We start from the raw sequence: 17,258 nt of genomic DNA, 5'->3' as shown, positions 1-17,258 counted from the left end.
GATGTAACTAAACTCTCCTTGATGTAAAATAAATTCCAAAGCAAACGGTTGGACTTCAACGCCACCAGATGAGAATAGCGTCCTATCAGAGCATTAAAAATTTATAATTCATCATAATTACGAATTACGAATTACGAATTACGAAGAAATTTTCGTCGTGCTGCTGCTAAAATTAAGCGTTGTTCAGCACGAGCGATCGCTTGATAGGTTCGCTCGACTGCTTCCGGTTCAACAGAAATGGAAGTTATGCCCCATTCCACTAACTTATCAATAATTTCTGGATAGAGGGCTGGTGCTTGACCGCAGATGGAACAAGGTATGCCAGCAGTTTTCGCCATTTGGATGAGTTGAGCGATCGCACTCATAACTGCCGGATGACGTTCATTAAATACTTTTGCCAACTGTCCTTGTTCTCGATCCACTCCTAGCAGTAATTGGGTTAGGTCGTTTGTCCCAATAGAAATTCCATCTGCTCCTGCTCTAACATATTCTGGCAATAAAAATAGTACGCTTGGCACTTCTGCCATCATCCACAATTGAAACTGTGACACCTCAGTTAAAAGAGCTTGCTCAACTTTGCGACGACAAAAGACAAATTCTTCCACAGTCCGCACAAAGGGCAACATTAGGTTGACATTGCTGTAACCAGCTTGCTGTACACTCGCTAAAGCTTTCAGTTCCAACTCAAATACTGCGGGATTTCGTAAATAGCTAAAAGTGCCACGTTCACCCAACATCGACTGTGGTGAAGATTGCAAACTGTCACTCAATAATCTTAAATCTTGCGGCCAATCTAAAGAACGATAAAAAACTGGTCTTGGTGCAAAAGCACGGGCAAACTGCATAATCTGCTCAGACCATAACTCTAACAATTCAGCCTGACGCCCGGCTAAAATCCAACTATTGGGATGTTGCCCGGATAATATATTTAGTATCATCAATTCTGATCGCAACAATCCTACCCCATCCACAGGTAAGCTTTGCACTTGTTCTATTAAACTCGACTGACTCAAGTTAACCAGCAGTTGGGTAGCAATCATCGGCAAATGAGAAGTAAGAGGAGGAGGGGGCGCTTTCGGGTTGGGGCGATGGGGGGAAAGAAGATTTTTTTCTCCCCATCTCTCCATTTCCTCCTTTGAGTCTCCTTTGATGCGATAAACCTCTCCTCTGTCGCCATCAAGCAACAGTCGTTCCCCAGTTTGGATTAAGCTGGTCGCTGATGTTGCGTTCACTACTGCGGCAATACCTAATTCTCTGGCAAGAATGGCAGCGTGGCTGGTTAATCCGCCTTGTTCGGTGATAATACCAGCAACTTGTTGCAGTAATGGCAACCAATCAGGTGCGATCGCACTTACTACTAAAATTACTCCCTTGGGTAATTCTTCGGGTTTATGCTGGGGATTATTAATTACTAGGGCAGTCGCCACAACGCGTCCCCCTGCTGCCCCTAGTCCCCTAATGAACTGTCCGTGGGGAATTACAGATTGGGGAGAACTAACTTGTGTTATGTAGAGCTTGGCAGATGTAGTTTGCCTAGCGATAGTCCATTTAATCGTAAAAGTTTTACCTAGTTCACTCACCAATTGAGTTCCTAGAGAAATTATTTGTTGTAAGTATTCTTCTTGTAAGGCGTACTGTTTTTGTTGGGCTGACTCAATTAAGTAAGTACTCAAACAACTGTGATCTGGTGTTAACACTGACTTGGGCATCGCTTGCGAAAAAGCTCCAGATGCGGGATCATCAACACCATAAGCCAGCATTTTATTGCCCAGTTGTTGCTCAAGCACAACCCCAGTTTCTTGTTGAATGTAGTAGACATCTGGCTGGACTTCGCCTTGAGAGATCGCAATTCCTAATCCCCAAGTAGCTTCAATTTCCCACCCAGAGGAGTTGGCTTTCAGCAAACCACTGGCGATCGCATTTTCAACAGGTTGCACCAAAACTGCGAGATTAATTTGTTGGAGGTCAATTCCGGCTCGCTGCCAATATAGGAGACTTCTAGCCCGAAATATCTGGCTCCAGGTACGCTTTAACGCCAGTGCGATCGCTTCAGGTTCGCACTGGCAAAATACCGACTCCAACAAGCCAGATATATTCTTCATACCTGGGGTAGCAGTTGATACTGCCAAGGTAGGTCGAAGAATCAAACAGCCAGTTTGCCATTTTCTAGCTGCTTGGAAAATTGTACTCACCCATTGCTGTGGCACAGTCGCAGTCAGAATTTCTTGGCGCAAGCGACCAGCTACCTGCTGAAGTTGACGCCAATTAGCTACATCTAGGTGTAACGAAGAATGGGGTAAGTCAGCCACTAATGACTCTGAACTATTGAGATTTTCGAGAAATTGTCGTAAAATTTCTGCCGAAACGACAAAACCAGGCACCACCGGATAGCCACGCTGCATGATTCTGCTCAAGTAAAATGCTTTGTCACCTACTTTGGGACGGTCTTGTAGTTTAATTTGGTCTAGCCAGTAGAGTTTGTCCACTCAATTTATTAGCGGTATCATATTTAATTATTGAGTGTATGAGTTAAATCTCGCAATCTCAGGTAAAATTTTATACGCCAATTATTTTTAATAGACAAAAAACTATTTAATAAAGTTAAAATTCATGCCGTTTGCCCAGATTATGATCATTAATTAACCTAGTACACTATGACAGAAGTTTGCCTAACTTTAACAAACCCCAAGTCTTGTTAATTGAAATCGTAACTGGATTTCCGCCGTGCTGTGCTAGTATATAAAGCTCTCTATACCAGACTAAGCATTGCCAAACACTTACTACCTTGCAACTAATGATTGGCTAAATATCACCCTCAGGCTAGGCTTTGCATTGCTTATTGGAGCAATTATCGGCTTAGAACGCCAACTTAGGCGCAAACCAGCGGGTTTAAGAACTCATATGCTCGTGAGTTTAGGTTCAGCAATGTTTACTCTGATAATTATCCAAACAGGTGGCTCACAGTCCAGTCCTGATACACTCAGCCGCGTGATTCAGGGAATTGCAGCCGGTGTGGGATTTCTTGGTGCTGGAGAAATTGTCAGCCAATCTTCCCAGCAAACACAGCAAGTTGAAATTCACGGACTAACATCAGCAGCAGCTATTTGGGTTTCGGCTGCTTTGGGAATTGCTGCCGGCTGTGGTTTGTGGCAGTTGGGATTAATTGGTGTTCTGCTGACTTTTTTGGTTCTCAACGTTTTTAGAAGGTTAGAAAAACATGATTAATCACGCAATGCAAGGATTTTAGATTGAAAAGACTATTGAACCTCGCATGACTTGAAGTCACGCGATTCCTGCTTCAACGATCTCTGCCTGAATTACTTCAGGACTTACAAGTTCTTCACAGGCGTATATAGCATCCGGCGCACCGACGGCTGCTTTTAAAATTTTCAGCCCTTCACTCAAAACATTTAACGCCGCATTTTTATCCCTCAAATTGTAATTACTGCAACCAGGACAAGACCATTCACGTAGCTTTAAATCCTTAACCAATGGGTTGATAAAGCCACAGTGATTACAAGTCTGAGATGATGGATAAAACGTACCAACTTTCTGCAAAATTCGATCATGCCACAGAGCTTTGTATTCAAGCATAGCGCCAAACTTTGACCAACTAGCGTCTGAAATACTCAAAGCTAGTTTATGGTTTTTGACCATATTGGCAACTCGTAAATCTTCTATACAGATAATACTGTTTTCTTTAATTAGACGAGATGACAGCTTGTGCAGAAAGTCATCTCTCAAATTGGTAATCCGTTCAGAAGTACGAGCCAGCTTGATTTTCGCTTTGACTCGATTGCTACTGCCTTTTTGACTGCGGGATAGTTTTTTATGGCATGAGCGTAACTTCCTTTTTTGGGTTCGGTAATACTTTGGATTATCTACAATTTCACCCTCCGGGTTCGGCAGTCCCTCTTTGTTGAAACAACAAGACCGGGCTGCCTCACCATCGCTAGTAACCAGATAAGATTTGATTCCCAAATCCAAGGCAATATTCTGTGTTACCTGGGGATATTTATCTATCTCAGTTTCACACAGGATACTAGCAATATATTTACCAGAAGAAGTCCGAGTAACAGTAACGTTTACAAGCTTCCCGGTAATGTCTTGTGACTTATGAAACTTTACCCACCCACACTTTGGAAGTTTTAAGCGATTCTCTATTACCTGGATGTTACCGAAGGCACAGATTTGTCTTGTAAGACTGTTTGCAGCCATGCTTCTTTTTGAACTTAGGGAAGCCGACACCTAACTTAATCTTAGACTTCTTCAAGTCAGAAAAAAAGTTTTTGTAGGCTGTCTCTAAATTTTTAAGTGAATTTTGCAGAGCAAATTTATCTACTTCCTTTAGCCACTCAATCTCCGTTTTAAGTAGAGTTAGCTGTTGGCTACAAGCATTGTAGTTTAAGGTTTTCTGTTCAGTTGTATATAATTCTTGTCTTAGTGCCAAAAAGCGGTTATAGACATATCTCGCACAACCGATCGTCTTATTGATTAAGACTTGCTGATTGTGTGTGAGGATGAGAGTAACTTTAAATGCTTTTTGGATGGAGGACAATTTATTCAATTTGCTGAATACATCTCAATTTTAACATAAAGTTATACTTAATATAGAAAGCCTAACTCGTGACTTCCAGTCATGAGTTAGGCTTGCAGAAATCAAGTCACTAGCTCTGTTATTTAATTTTAAATTTGGGATTTTGAATCTTCTCTTCTTAGGCTCCGCCAATAATTCCATTATCCAAAATTTAAAAGCGTTCGACTGACTTGTACTGAGCGCAGCAGATTTTCAAGCGCAATTATGATAAATGTCGAATTATTTCTCCTGCTTTCACAAACAAAATTTGGGAGGATTTCAACCACTGGGAATCAAAAGAACCTAAGTGAGTCGTAGTAATCAGAGTTTGGAAACGGTCTTGAATAGCATCAAGCAATTGATTTTGGCGGGATAAATCGAGTTCGGCAAGAACATCATCAAGTAATAGCAATGGTGGCTCTTTGACGACTTCTTCAATTAATTGTAATTCGGCTAATTTTAAGGCTAGAACCAGCGTTCGTTGTTGACCTTGAGAACCGTATTGACGAGCGGGTGTCTGGTTAATAGTTAATTCTATTTCGTCTCGATGGGGACCGACCAGGGTAGTACCTTGGTGCATTTGGGCGATCGCTCGTTGCTGAATTTTGGCTAAAAAAGCTTGCTCGACTTGTTCTGGATGGTTATCCTCTAAAGGAATATTCGGCACATATTTGATTTGGAGAATTTCTGTACTACCACTGATACTGGCGTGCCAAGCGGTAGCAATGGGAGCTAGTCGTTGGATGGCGCGATCGCGTCGTCTAATTACCCTGGTTCCTGTGGTGGCTAACTGTGCATCCCACACCGCTAGTTCTGAGTGCTGAGTGCTGAGTGCTGAGTGCTGAGTAATGAGTGATGAGTCTTGAGTTGTTTTTAAAAAGGCATTGCGCTGGCGTAACACATGGTTATACTGGTGCAAAATATGAGCATAAACTGGTTCGAGTTGAATTAAGAGTGTATCTAACCAGTTGCGGCGACCTTCTGGGCTGCCGCGTACTAATTCTAAATCCAAGCTGGAAAATTGGACTGCATTCAGAACGCCGAGAAAATCCATTTGACGGCGGATAGATTCACCATTGAGAGCAACAGTACGGCGACCATTGCGGCGGAGGGTTAAAGTCAGGTCACTAACGCCTGTTTGTCGCTCAAGGGTAGCATTAATTTGGGCTATGCCTTCCCCTTCTTGAACCAAATCGCGATCGCGGGTGATTCGGTGCGATCGCAATGTTGCCAGCAACTCCACCGCCTCCAACAAATTCGACTTTCCCTGAGCGTTATTACCTACCAAAATTGTTTTGGCAGCACTAAACTCAACCTTTTGGTCTTGATAATTGCGAAATTGTCGGAGGTTTAGAGTTTTTAGGTACATAGGGAAAAGTTAGGAGTTAGGGGTGAGGAGTGAGGAATTTTAAGTTTTGAATGCAAAATTTTCTTAAACTCATAACTCATAACTCATAACTCCTCACTTTTTCACACAGCCTTCTTGCCCATAATCCGCAAAAATATCTTCTCCGCTTCAATCCAGACAAACATTAAGGCACTGAAGCCAATGCAAACCCCCAATTCTTGCATATTCAGGTAGTGAGTCCCAAAGAACTCTCGCAGGGGTGGGACGTAAACTAGCATTAGCTGCAAAATCGTGGTGACGACAACAGCCGCTAGTACAAAGATATTCGAGAAGGGATTCATCTCGATGGTTAGTCGGTTGTTGGAACGAATAGCGATCGCATGACCCATTTGGGCGATACACAAGGTAGTAAATACCATTGTTTTCCAAGCGTCGCGATCGCCCTGATAATCTGGGGCATGGGTATGTTGATAAGCCCACCACATCAAGGCAATGGTGATAATCGCAAATATTATCCCAATCCGAATCATATAAGAACCCAATCCCCTAGCGAAAATACTTTCGCGGGGACTAAAAGGCGGACGTTGCATCACATCCGGTTCTGGAGGTTCCACAGCTAATGCCAAGGCTGGTAAACCGTCTGTTACCAAGTTCATCCACAAAATTTGTAAGGGAGTCAGGGGAACGCCTCCCAAACCAATTAGGGGTGCAGCAGCAATTGTGAGAACTTCACCAATGTTACTGCCGAGAATGTATTTAATAAAGCGGCGGATATTGGTGTAAACAACTCTGCCTTCCCTGGTGGCGCTGACAATGGTAGCGAAGTTGTCATCAAGTAACACCATATCGCTAGCTTCTTTACTGACATCAGTGCCAGTAATGCCCATTGCAATCCCGATATCGGCTTGTTTGAGGGCTGGGGCATCGTTGACACCATCGCCTGTCATCGCTACAAATCTACCCCGGCGTTGCAGTGCTTGGACAATTCGCAGTTTGTGTTCTGGGGAAACCCTGGCATAGATGCTTACTAAGTCAACGTTTTCCTCTAATTCTTGGTCACTCATCCGTTGCAATTCTTGACCTGTGAGGACGCGATCGCCTTCTTGGGCAATTCCCAAATCAGTAGCGATCGCTCGTGCTGTTAATTGGTGGTCGCCAGTAATCATCACTGGGCGAATACCTGCATCCCGACATTCTTGGACTGCTGCCCTTACTTCTGGGCGTGGTGCATCTAGCATTCCTACCAATCCCAGCCACACCAAATCTTGCTCCGATGTCTCATCTGAACGTTCCGGTGGAATCTGTACCAGGGGTTTGTAGGCAAAACCTAGCACCCGTAAACCTTTACTCGCCATTTGGTCATTTTCTGCCAAAATTTTCTGGCGTTGTTCTTCAGTCAAGGGGGTTGAGTGATTGCCCAAATGAATCTGAGTCGAACGTGCCAAGATTAACTCTGGAGAACCTTTGGTAAACATTAAGTAAGGTTCAGATTGTAATAAACTAGCGATCGCTGGGTCAACGCCTCTGGAAGCCGCTTCACCTGTGGCAACTTTCTGTACCTGAAAAATCACGCTCATCCGCTTACGTTCCGAGGAAAAAGGGAACTCCGCAACGCGAGGTAACTTACTGTTCCACTGGTCTTTTTCGATTCCAGCTTTTGCCCCCAGTGTTAACAATGCTCCCTCTGTGGGATCTCCCAAAATCGCCCATTCTCCTTGTTCTTTTTGCAACACCGAATCATTACAAACGGCACAGGCGACTGACAACGCTAAGATTTCTGGAGACTCCTCTAGGGAAATTTTTTGACCATTTAACTGAAAGTCCCCTGTGGGAGCATAACCTTCGCCAGTGACGCGAAAAGTTTTGTTATTCGTGTAAACCGATTGCACCACCATTTTATTTTGAGTCAGGGTGCCGGTTTTATCAGAACAGATGGTTGTCACAGAACCCAATGTTTCCACGGCTGGCAGTTTGCGAATCAAGGCATTTTGGCGCACCATTCGCTGAGTTCCCAAGGCCAGAGTGACGGTAATTACGGCTGGTAAACCTTCTGGCACCACAGCAACCGCCATACTCAAGGAAACTTCCAAAAGTTCTTGGATGTTTTTAAAACCTCCGTCCTTGATCACACCGCCGACGACGACGATCGCCACGAGAATTAAAGAACCCGTAACTAGGACGTTACCCAGTTGAGTCATCCGTTGCTGTAACGGTGTCGGTTCGCTTTCCACCGACTGCAACATAGTGGCAATTTTGCCTAGTTCTGTTGTCATGCCGGTGTTAGTTACCAGAACCTTTGCCCGTCCTTGAACTACTTCAGTTCCTTGAAACACGACATTTAAGCGATCGCCTAAATCTGTTTCTGCCGGCAATTGTAGTGATGCCTGTTTATTCACCGCTTCCGCTTCACCCGTCAATGCCGACTCACGCACTTGTAAATTAGACTCTTCAATCAAACGCCCATCTGCGGCTATCTGCATCCCAGGTTCCAGCAGCATGACATCCCCTGGAACTAGTTCCTTGGCTGCTATCTCCACCTGTCTGGCGTCGCGGATCACCCGCACTAAGGGAGAGGTCATTTTTTTCAGGGCTGCCAGGGCTTTTTCGGCACGGCTTTCTTGGACGTAGCCAAGTATGCCATTGAGGATGACAATTGCTAAAATAGCGATCGAATCTTTGAATGGCACTTCACCAGGCTTGGAATGGCCAGACTGCAAACGCATCAGGTCTAAAAACCCAGAAATCAGAGCTACGCCAATCAGCATCAACAACATAATGTTCTTGAACTGATCCAGCAGAATTTCCCAAGCACTACGGCCGGCAGTTTCTTGTAATTCGTTGGGGCCGTATTGTTGCAACCTCTGTTGAATTTCTTGGGGTGTTAAGCCACTGTTTGCATTACTATCGAGCAAGTCTAAGGCTTTATTAACTTCTAAACTATGCCAAACGCCGGCACCTTCAGGCAGAGAATTAGCAGACATCGTGTAGGTCACAGGAAATGGTTACAAAATTCGATCATAATTTAGTGATGGCTGGAAAACCATGTCCTAAAGTTACATTCAGGCGATCGCCCAGTTGTATGAGTGTATAGGTAATTCTTAATATTTGTAAATTTATACTTTTTTGAGATAGTCTTATTTCTCACGAAAGAGTTTTTCCGAACACATCCTACCGATAATTGTCAATAATAGAGCTTTGAAGCTTTGTTACAGAGCATTACACTTCCCACAAGGTTCTATGAGTTTTGCACTCCCCACTTTGACCGCAAGCCAGATGTTTGGGCAAAAAACAATTCGACCGCTTACTGCTGCTACCCTGTGTGGCATTGCTTTCATTAAAGACAAACTGATTGCCATTGACAGTATTAAAGGGCATCTACTGGAGATTGATCCCACCTCTGACAATAGCAAAATTCTCAATCCCCATCAAGTTAAAGAATTTACTGATGCCACTGGTCTAGCGGCTTGGGAAGATACCCTGTGGGTCAGCCGAGAAAATAGTGTTTACTTGTGCAAGCTCAATGATTTGAGTCTGGAACATTTTGTAACATTGCCTTATCCGGCTGACGGCGTTGCTGTTTGGGAAACAACAGTTTATGTCAGTTCCCAAAGGCTGGGCTACATTCTGATTTTTGACCGCGAAACGCGAAAAGAGATTACCAGATTTTATGCCCCAGGCGTTGGTATAGAGAATTTGGCAGTAAGTGAAGAAATGCTGTGGATTTGCGATCGCACTGAACAATCAGTTTATGCCATGGATCGGGCGACAGGAGAACTTCAATTTAGTGTTCTGACACCCTTTGAATGTCCCACAGGCATAGCGATACATAAAAATGCCGAAACAGGCAAAGAAAGTATTTACGTCGCTTACGCCTCAGAGGAGGCTTATATTCGGGATAACCCCAATGCTGATCCCAGTCATGAGCTAACATTCCGCGATCGCACTTTTATCCACCCTCTATATTATCATTACCAGCCAGATCAGCGCTACGCCCTCTCTAATGGCTATCTCATTGAAATGTCCTATGCTGAGGAAATTGCACCCTTAGACGAGGTTAATTTACCTGAGGTAGAATGGCGCATCGCTCTACCATCGGAAACTGAGCGTCAAAAGGTGAAACACGTTGAAGCGATTGGTATACCCTTTATCGAAGAAGTAATCGCGGGACAACGTGTAGCAGTCTTTAAATTTGATTCTCTTGCCCCAGGCGAACGGCATATATTTGGCTGGAAAGCACTTTTGGAAGTTCGAGGTATTAAGTATCGCATCACACCCAGAGATGTAGAAAATATACCTGAACTTTCCCCAGAATTACAAACACGCTACTTAGTGGATGACGACGATTTAGCAATGGATACTCCCATTGTTCGCCGTGCTGCCAGAGAAGCGATTGGTTCTGAAACCAATGTGCTGCGGAAAATGCACAGCATCCGCAACTACGTCTACGATCAGTTATCTTACGGTATCAAACCTCACATTAACACGCCAGATATAGTTTTAGAACGGGGCGTTGGTTCCTGTGGCGAATATGTCGGCGTCTTACTTGCCCTATCCCGTTTAAATGGCATCCCCTGTCGCACCGTCGGTAGGTACAAATGTCCTGCCCATAGTGACTTACAAGGTGTGCCGCTACAACCCGACTTTAATCATGTTTGGCTGGAGTTCTACGTCCCGAATTTTGGCTGGTTGCCAATGGAATCAAATCCTGACGATGTGGGTGAAGGTGGACCTTATCCGACGCGCTTTTTTATGGGCTTGTGTTGGTATCACATTGAAATTGGCAAAGGTATCACTTTTGAAACAGTGACAAGTCAAGGTGCGCGGCTAACTAAAGAAGATATCCCAATTGGCGATTTGGCGATTAATCATATTAGGTTTACAATTCTTAAAGAATTACCGCCCTTTTGAATTTCTTTCATTTATTTAGCCAAATTATAGCGTTTCCTAGTCTACTGAGGTACATCATAGCCCCCTCATCGCTTGCGGGGAGGGGGTTGGGGGTGGGGTTCTTGTACCTCAGTCAACTGAGAACCGCTATATGCTTTTCAATTAGCTCCTGCTTTTCAGGCTTATTGAGCGAGTCTTCTAGAGCCTCAGCGATCGTATCACTGAGGTTTTTATCTTTAAGAGTTACTACGACTACGATCTATAATAGCGATGTCTACGATGGTTACTGAGCTTGCCGTTGGCGCAGCCTCTCGTAGAGAAGTACGGGCATAGCTGCGGCACCACCAACGTCTTAATAGCGATCGTCTTATGGCATACATTGAATATAGTTAGCAGTCGGTAATTCCATGAATATTCCTTAAGAACTTGTAAGTGTGATTGAACAACTGAATCATGAGCAGTTATCAGCACTACTAGATTTAGCTCTTTCTTTCAAGAATAGGGAAAAATCTGTTAATCCTGCTGTTGAATCTCAAAGTTATGAAACAAATGCATGAGTACTTATCCCAATTCTCTTGATGGAGAGACGGTTTCGTTAGTTTGAGAAGACGGTTTATTGAAGAAGAAATTCCAGATTCTTTGAATAGCTATTATTAGAAAACCAATCACAATCACTCCTGCTACCACTGGTAAAGCTAGCGCCAGCACAGACAGTCCGATTGCGATGACCAACTCAATGGTTGACACAACTGGATTGGTTAATCCACCTGAAACCCCTGTAGAACTTATCCGCAATGTATTCGTTAATCCCTGAGTTAATCCTGCGGTTCCACCACCAGCAATTAAAGCTAACGTCCATTGCGTCAATGGATTCATCTCTGGAGCAACAGATGCTGTTACGATTGTCCCGGTGATAAATGCCGCAGGTGTGGCAACAATATCCAGGAGATGATCTAACCAAGGAATGTAATAACCGATAATTTCCAGCAAACAAGCGGCTGCAAATACAATTACAGCTTGAGGTGTTTCCAGCCAATCAAAGTTAGTCGGCAAATCTAAATGTCCAAAAACTGAAGCCACACTCAATGCTAGCAGTGGTACAAATACTCTGAAGCCAGCCGCCGCACTCAAACTAATCCCTAGTAATAATTCAATAAATGTATTTAGGTTGAACAAAGAAATTAAATCCATAGTGGGACTCAAGTTATACTTCTGGTGTTTTTTCCATCTTTGAGCTGAACGGAGTGACAACTCTAAGCTGTGATTCTAAGATAAGAAACTTGATGAAAATATTTCATCTGACTATGTGTAGATTCAGTGAAACCTCACCTCTGTCAATGGGCAATGCCATACCCCTACGATAAATCTATAATATTGTCCATCTGATAATAGCGATGTCTACGACGCGCGTAGCTGCGGCACCACCAACGCTACAGGTGAGCGTCTGTTGTGAAATGAGGTTTATTAAACACTCTTCCCTAAGTATCGAGAAAATTTTAGATTACTACTCTAAATGCTTAACAGGTATTAATACCAAGTTTCCCAAGCAATCAGCAACTTCTTTCCGATGACAGCGATTCGGATTCATTTCAGCACACAACAGTAAAACATTACTTGTTTGAGCAACTTGTGCAATTTCATCTAGAGCTTTATCTGCTTCTTCTTGATTTACTGGAATCCAATTTTCTTTACCAGATGTATTACCTAGAGCGGTTTTAGAAATATACTCAATATTATTTAATTCACAGAATATTTTAATTTTGTCGCCGTACCATTTACGACTCCAAGCACGAGGAACCATTCTCACATCAACAACACATTCGACATCAAACTTTTGCAGGTATTCCAAGAAGGCATCGTAGTCTTTGCGATTGCCATATCCGAAGGTAAATATGCATCTTGTTTTAGCAATATCTTTAATCTTCATTTTTAATTTCTGGAACAATCAACATTTAAATATTATATTTTTATTATTGGTGGGTAAAATATCCCAATAATCATAAAGCTATTTTTGTGGTTTTTTAGGTTTACCATGATAAAGTATAAATCTTTTTTGCTTAAAAACTCGTCTTCTAGTTTTTGGCGTACTTTTTCTAAAGCCTCCTTTTCTTTATTGTGCATACTTGTTTCATTTGATCTATCTCTACAATTTCTATAAAGTTGTTGGATTTCCCAATCGCTTATTGTACAACGATGCTTATCTCCATCTTGAGAAATAAACTCGTAACCAAAATTGTAAGGGATTTTATCTAACTGCACTGAAGGCTCAAACAAGTCTAATTGATCCAAGATTGCTTGCTGTTTTGGGTTCCATTCTCGTTCTGTCTCGTTACAGAAGTATTTTTTTATAGTTTGTGGTTTAATAATACCGAGAGACTTACCTTGTTCTTTAATGTCCCGAATAGATTTGAATTCTAGTGGCAGAACCAAGGCTTTTCGCTCTTCCCAATTCTTGCGAGTATCAATTTTTCGTATTACTTCTATCGAAGAATCATCTATACGAAAACTTTCTTCTCTATAATCTTTGTCATTTCTTTCTATTTTAGCACTTATAATTGACCATCTTGGATAACGGTTATCAAAATCTAATTGACGAAAACGAATGGGATAAATACGAATCCACTGAACTGGTTTCTCATCATCATCTAATAAAACTCCTGCTGTACAGACTGTTTCTTGATATCTAATGCTAATTGAAGGGTATGTTTTACTTGCAATTAAAATTTTCTTTCTTTCCATAGAACAACCTCTATATGAAGTAGCTAATTAAGTGATATTATAGATACATTAGTACTTTCAGTATGGTATCAAAGTTTTTCCATTACATACTGCCGAAACTTCCAAAATTTTGGAAAATAATAAAGTAAGTCGAATATTATACGACTGACCCAAATTCTTCTAGGAAAATATGACTCATCCTTTCCTTGAACGCCTGCGTAGTCCAGATAGCCCAGTCCTCGTTTTCGACGGGGCGATGGGAACCAACTTACAAACCCAAAACCTGACTGCTGAAGACTTCGGCGGTCCACAGTATGAAGGTTGTAACGAATACTTAGTCCACACGAAACCGGAAGCTGTCGCTAAGGTTCACCGCGACTTTCTCGCGGCTGGTGCTGATGTCATTGAAACCGATACCTTTGGCAGTACGTCCCTGGTGCTGGCAGAATATGATTTGGCAGACCAAGCATATTACCTCAGCAAGACAGCCGCAGAATTGGCGAAGCGTGTGGCGGCGGAATTTTCCACGCCAGAAAAACCCCGGTTTGTGGCAGGTTCCATCGGCCCGACAACAAAACTCCCAACCTTGGGACATATTGACTTTGACACCATGAAAGCTACTTTTGCCGAACAAGCAGAAGCCCTGTGGGATGGTGGTGTCGATTTATTTCTGGTGGAAACTTGCCAAGATGTGCTGCAAATTAAAGCGGCGCTGAATGGCATTGAAGAAGTGTTTCTTAAGAAGGGCGATCGCCGGCCGTTGATGGTATCTGTGACAATGGAAAGCATGGGCACAATGTTGGTTGGTTCAGAAATCAGTGCTGTGCTGACAATTTTGGCACCTTACCCAATTGATATTCTCGGTTTGAATTGCGCCACAGGCCCAGACTTGATGAAACCACATATCAAGTATTTGGCAGAACATTCACCTTTCATCGTTTCCTGTATTCCCAACGCGGGTTTACCTGAGAACGTCGGCGGTCAAGCGCACTACCGCCTAACACCGTTGGAATTACGGATGTCGCTGATGCATTTTGTTGAAGATTTGGGTGTCCAAGTGATTGGGGGTTGCTGTGGGACGCGTCCAGAACACATTCAACAATTGGCAGAACTTGCTAAAGACCTGAAGCCAAAAGTTAGACACCCAAGTTTAGAACCCGCAGCCGCATCAATTTACACTACTCAACCCTACGACCAAGATAATTCCTTCTTGATTGTCGGTGAACGTCTCAACGCCAGTGGTTCCAAGAAGTGCCGCGATTTGCTAAATGCGGAAGATTGGGATGGACTCGTTTCAATGGCGAGGGCGCAGGTAAAAGAAGGCGCACACATCCTCGATATCAACGTGGATTATGTGGGACGTGACGGTGTGCGGGATATGCACGAACTAGTTTCGCGCATTGTTAATAATGTGACATTGCCTTTAATGCTTGACTCCACCGAATGGGAAAAGATGGAGGCGGGTTTAAAAGTTGCCGGTGGTAAGTGCTTGCTGAATTCCACCAACTACGAAGATGGGGAACCCCGCTTTTTGAAAGTGTTGGAGTTAGCGAAAAAGTACGGTGCTGGTGTCATCATTGGTACTATCGATGAAGATGGGATGGCGCGGACAGCAGACAAAAAGTTTGCGATCGCACAACGCGCATACCGTCAAGCTGTAGAATATGGCATACCTCCCACAGAAATATTCTTTGATACCCTAGCTTTACCAATTTCCACCGGGATTGAAGAAGACCGAGAAAACGGTAAGGCGACAATTGAATCTATCCGGCGAATTCGTCAAGGATTGCCTGGAAGTCATGTAATTTTGGGTGTTTCCAATATTTCCTTTGGTTTGAATCCAGCGTCGCGTATGGTGTTGAACTCAGTGTTTCTGCACGAGGCGACGACGGCGGGAATGGATGCAGCCATTGTCAGCGCCAACAAGATTTTACCACTCTCGAAGATTGAGGAACGCCATCAAGAAATCTGTCGCCAGTTGATTTATGACGAGCGGAAATTTGAGGGTAACGTCTGCGTTTATGATCCCTTGGGAGAGCTTACCACAGTATTTGCCGGGGTGACAACAAAACGCGATCGCTCCTTAGATGAAAGTCTCCCCATCCCAGAACGTCTCAAACGCCATATCATCGACGGCGAACGCATTGGCTTAGAAGAACATTTGAAAAAAGCCTTAGAAGAACATCCCCCTTTAGAAATTATCAACACCTTCCTGCTAGATGGCATGAAAGTTGTCGGGGAATTATTCGGTTCTGGACAAATGCAGCTGCCCTTCGTCTTACAATCTGCGGAAACCATGAAAGCGGCGGTTGCATATTTAGAACCGTTCATGGAAAAATCTGAATCTGGCAACAATGGTAAGGGAAGCTTTATCATTGCCACAGTCAAAGGCGATGTCCACGACATTGGTAAAAACTTGGTGGATATTATCTTATCCAACAACGGCTACAAGGTGATTAACCTGGGAATTAAGCAGCCGGTGGAAAATATTATCAAAGCTTACGAACAGCACAAAGCTGATTGTATTGCCATGAGTGGTTTGCTGGTAAAATCCACCGCCTTCATGAAAGAGAATTTGGAGATATTTAACGAAAAGGGAATTAGTGTTCCTGTGATATTAGGCGGTGCGGCGCTAACTCCTAAATTTGTGTATGAAGATTGCCAAAAAACCTACAAAGGTAAAGTTGTTTATGGTAAAGATGCCTTTTCTGACTTGCACTTCATGGATAAATTAATGCCAGCAAAGGCCGCTGGGAACTGGGAAGATTTGCAGGGATTTTTGGATGAAGTCGAAATTGCTGAAGTTTCGACTAATGGTAACAAAGAATCAGTAACAACAACTGCCCAAAAAACAGCATCTGCTGAACCAAAAGAAGTAGATACAAGACGTTCTGATGCAGTAGCGATAGATATTGAACGCCCAACACCGCCTTTCTGGGGAACAAAGTTATTGCAGCCTAGTGATATTCCCATCGAGGAAATATTCTGGCACTTGGATTTACAAGCTTTAATTGCTGGACAGTGGCAATTTCGCAAGCCAAAGGAACAATCTAAGGAAGAATATCAGGCTTTCTTAGCTGAGAAAGTTTACCCAGTTTTAGAAACTTGGAAACAACGGATTATTGAGGAGAATTTGTTACATCCCCAAGTGATTTATGGGTATTTCCCTTGTCAGTCTGAGGGAAATTCTCTACATATATATGACTCAGAGAACCAATCACAACAGATTGCAACTTTCGAGTTTCCCAGACAAAAGTCTTTAAGGCGGCTGTGCATAGCAGATTACTTTGCATCGAAGGAGTCGGGAATTATTGATGTCTTCCCGATGCAGGCGGTGACAGTAGGAGAGATTGCAACAGAGTTCGCCCAAAAGCTATTTACTGGGAATCAATACACCGATTATCTGTATTTCCACGGTATGGCGGTGCAGGTAGCGGAGGCGATCGCTGAGTGGACACACGCCAGAATTCGCCGAGAGTTAGGTTTTACTGCTGAGGAACCCGACAATATTCGGGATATATTGGCACAACGCTATCGTGGCTCACGGTATAGCTTTGGGTATCCAGCTTGCCCGAATATCCAAGACCAGTATAAGCAGCTGGAGTTATTGCAGACTGACAGAATTAACTTGTATATGGATGAAAGTGAACAACTTTATCCAGAACAATCTACCACTGCGATTATTGCTTACCACCCACTAGCAAAATACTTCAGCGCCTAATCCATATA

Annotated in this window: 11 protein-coding genes; 3 read left to right on the top strand and 8 right to left on the bottom strand. The window is 43.3% G+C overall.

What is annotated here, in order from left to right; translation table 11 throughout:
- Positions 1 to 131: 131 nt before the first annotated feature.
- Complete coding sequence (locus tag V7K15_RS08540; RefSeq protein WP_334904780.1) at positions 132 to 2,486, bottom strand: putative PEP-binding protein; 2,355 nt, start codon at positions 2,484 to 2,486, stop codon at positions 132 to 134.
- A gap of 280 nt (positions 2,487 to 2,766) precedes the next feature.
- Between V7K15_RS08540 and V7K15_RS08535 the strand changes: the two genes are divergently transcribed.
- Entirely contained in the window at positions 2,767 to 3,225 is a 459-nt protein-coding gene (locus V7K15_RS08535) for an MgtC/SapB family protein (RefSeq protein ID WP_334904778.1), read from the top strand.
- Between the two features lie 57 nt (positions 3,226 to 3,282).
- Here V7K15_RS08535 and V7K15_RS08530 read toward each other — a convergent pair whose 3' ends face one another.
- The 4 genes from V7K15_RS08530 to V7K15_RS08515 form a co-directional block, all read right to left on the bottom strand.
- On the bottom strand, positions 3,283 to 4,218 hold the full coding sequence (locus tag V7K15_RS08530; protein WP_334904777.1) for an RNA-guided endonuclease TnpB family protein: 936 nt from the start codon (positions 4,216 to 4,218) through the stop codon (positions 3,283 to 3,285).
- Positions 4,175 to 4,558 (bottom strand): RNA-guided endonuclease InsQ/TnpB family protein, encoded by a 384-nt coding sequence (locus V7K15_RS08525; protein WP_334904775.1) that lies wholly within the window; start codon positions 4,556 to 4,558, stop codon positions 4,175 to 4,177. The genes V7K15_RS08530 and V7K15_RS08525 overlap by 44 nt, the downstream gene beginning before the upstream one ends.
- Positions 4,559 to 4,799: 241 nt before the next feature.
- Positions 4,800 to 5,945, bottom strand: coding sequence for a DNA replication/repair protein RecF (recF, locus tag V7K15_RS08520; RefSeq protein WP_334904773.1), 1,146 nt, complete (start codon positions 5,943 to 5,945; stop codon positions 4,800 to 4,802).
- Positions 5,946 to 6,046: 101 nt separating this feature from the next.
- Positions 6,047 to 8,905 carry a cation-translocating P-type ATPase gene (locus V7K15_RS08515; protein WP_334904771.1) on the bottom strand — a complete coding sequence of 953 codons (2,859 nt, stop codon included), beginning with the start codon at positions 8,903 to 8,905 and terminating at the stop codon, positions 6,047 to 6,049.
- A gap of 256 nt (positions 8,906 to 9,161) precedes the next feature.
- On the opposite strand from V7K15_RS08515, the gene V7K15_RS08510 reads away from it, so the two are divergent.
- On the top strand, positions 9,162 to 10,832 hold the full coding sequence (locus V7K15_RS08510) for a transglutaminase family protein (RefSeq protein WP_334904769.1): 1,671 nt from the start codon (positions 9,162 to 9,164) through the stop codon (positions 10,830 to 10,832).
- Positions 10,833 to 11,372: 540 nt separating this feature from the next.
- Here the strand turns inward: V7K15_RS08510 and V7K15_RS08505 are convergent.
- The 3 genes from V7K15_RS08505 to V7K15_RS08495 form a co-directional block, all read right to left on the bottom strand.
- Positions 11,373 to 12,002: a DUF4126 domain-containing protein gene (locus tag V7K15_RS08505; RefSeq protein WP_334904767.1), complete on the bottom strand. Its 630-nt coding sequence runs from the start codon at positions 12,000 to 12,002 to the stop codon at positions 11,373 to 11,375.
- 313 nt (positions 12,003 to 12,315) lie between these two features.
- Positions 12,316 to 12,738 carry a DUF488 domain-containing protein gene (locus V7K15_RS08500; RefSeq protein WP_334904765.1) on the bottom strand — a complete coding sequence of 141 codons (423 nt, stop codon included), beginning with the start codon at positions 12,736 to 12,738 and terminating at the stop codon, positions 12,316 to 12,318.
- A gap of 32 nt (positions 12,739 to 12,770) precedes the next feature.
- Positions 12,771 to 13,550, bottom strand: coding sequence for a hypothetical protein (locus V7K15_RS08495; RefSeq protein ID WP_334904763.1), 780 nt, complete (start codon positions 13,548 to 13,550; stop codon positions 12,771 to 12,773).
- A gap of 169 nt (positions 13,551 to 13,719) precedes the next feature.
- Between V7K15_RS08495 and metH the strand changes: the two genes are divergently transcribed.
- Positions 13,720 to 17,250 carry a methionine synthase gene (gene metH, locus V7K15_RS08490; RefSeq protein WP_334904761.1) on the top strand — a complete coding sequence of 1,177 codons (3,531 nt, stop codon included), beginning with the start codon at positions 13,720 to 13,722 and terminating at the stop codon, positions 17,248 to 17,250.
- Positions 17,251 to 17,258: the final 8 nt, after the last annotated feature.

The sequence above is a fragment of the Nostoc sp. genome, assembly GCF_036919815.1.
Lineage (GTDB): Bacteria > Cyanobacteriota > Cyanobacteriia > Cyanobacteriales > Nostocaceae > Nostoc.
This window is presented reverse-complemented; position numbering and strand designations above follow the sequence as displayed.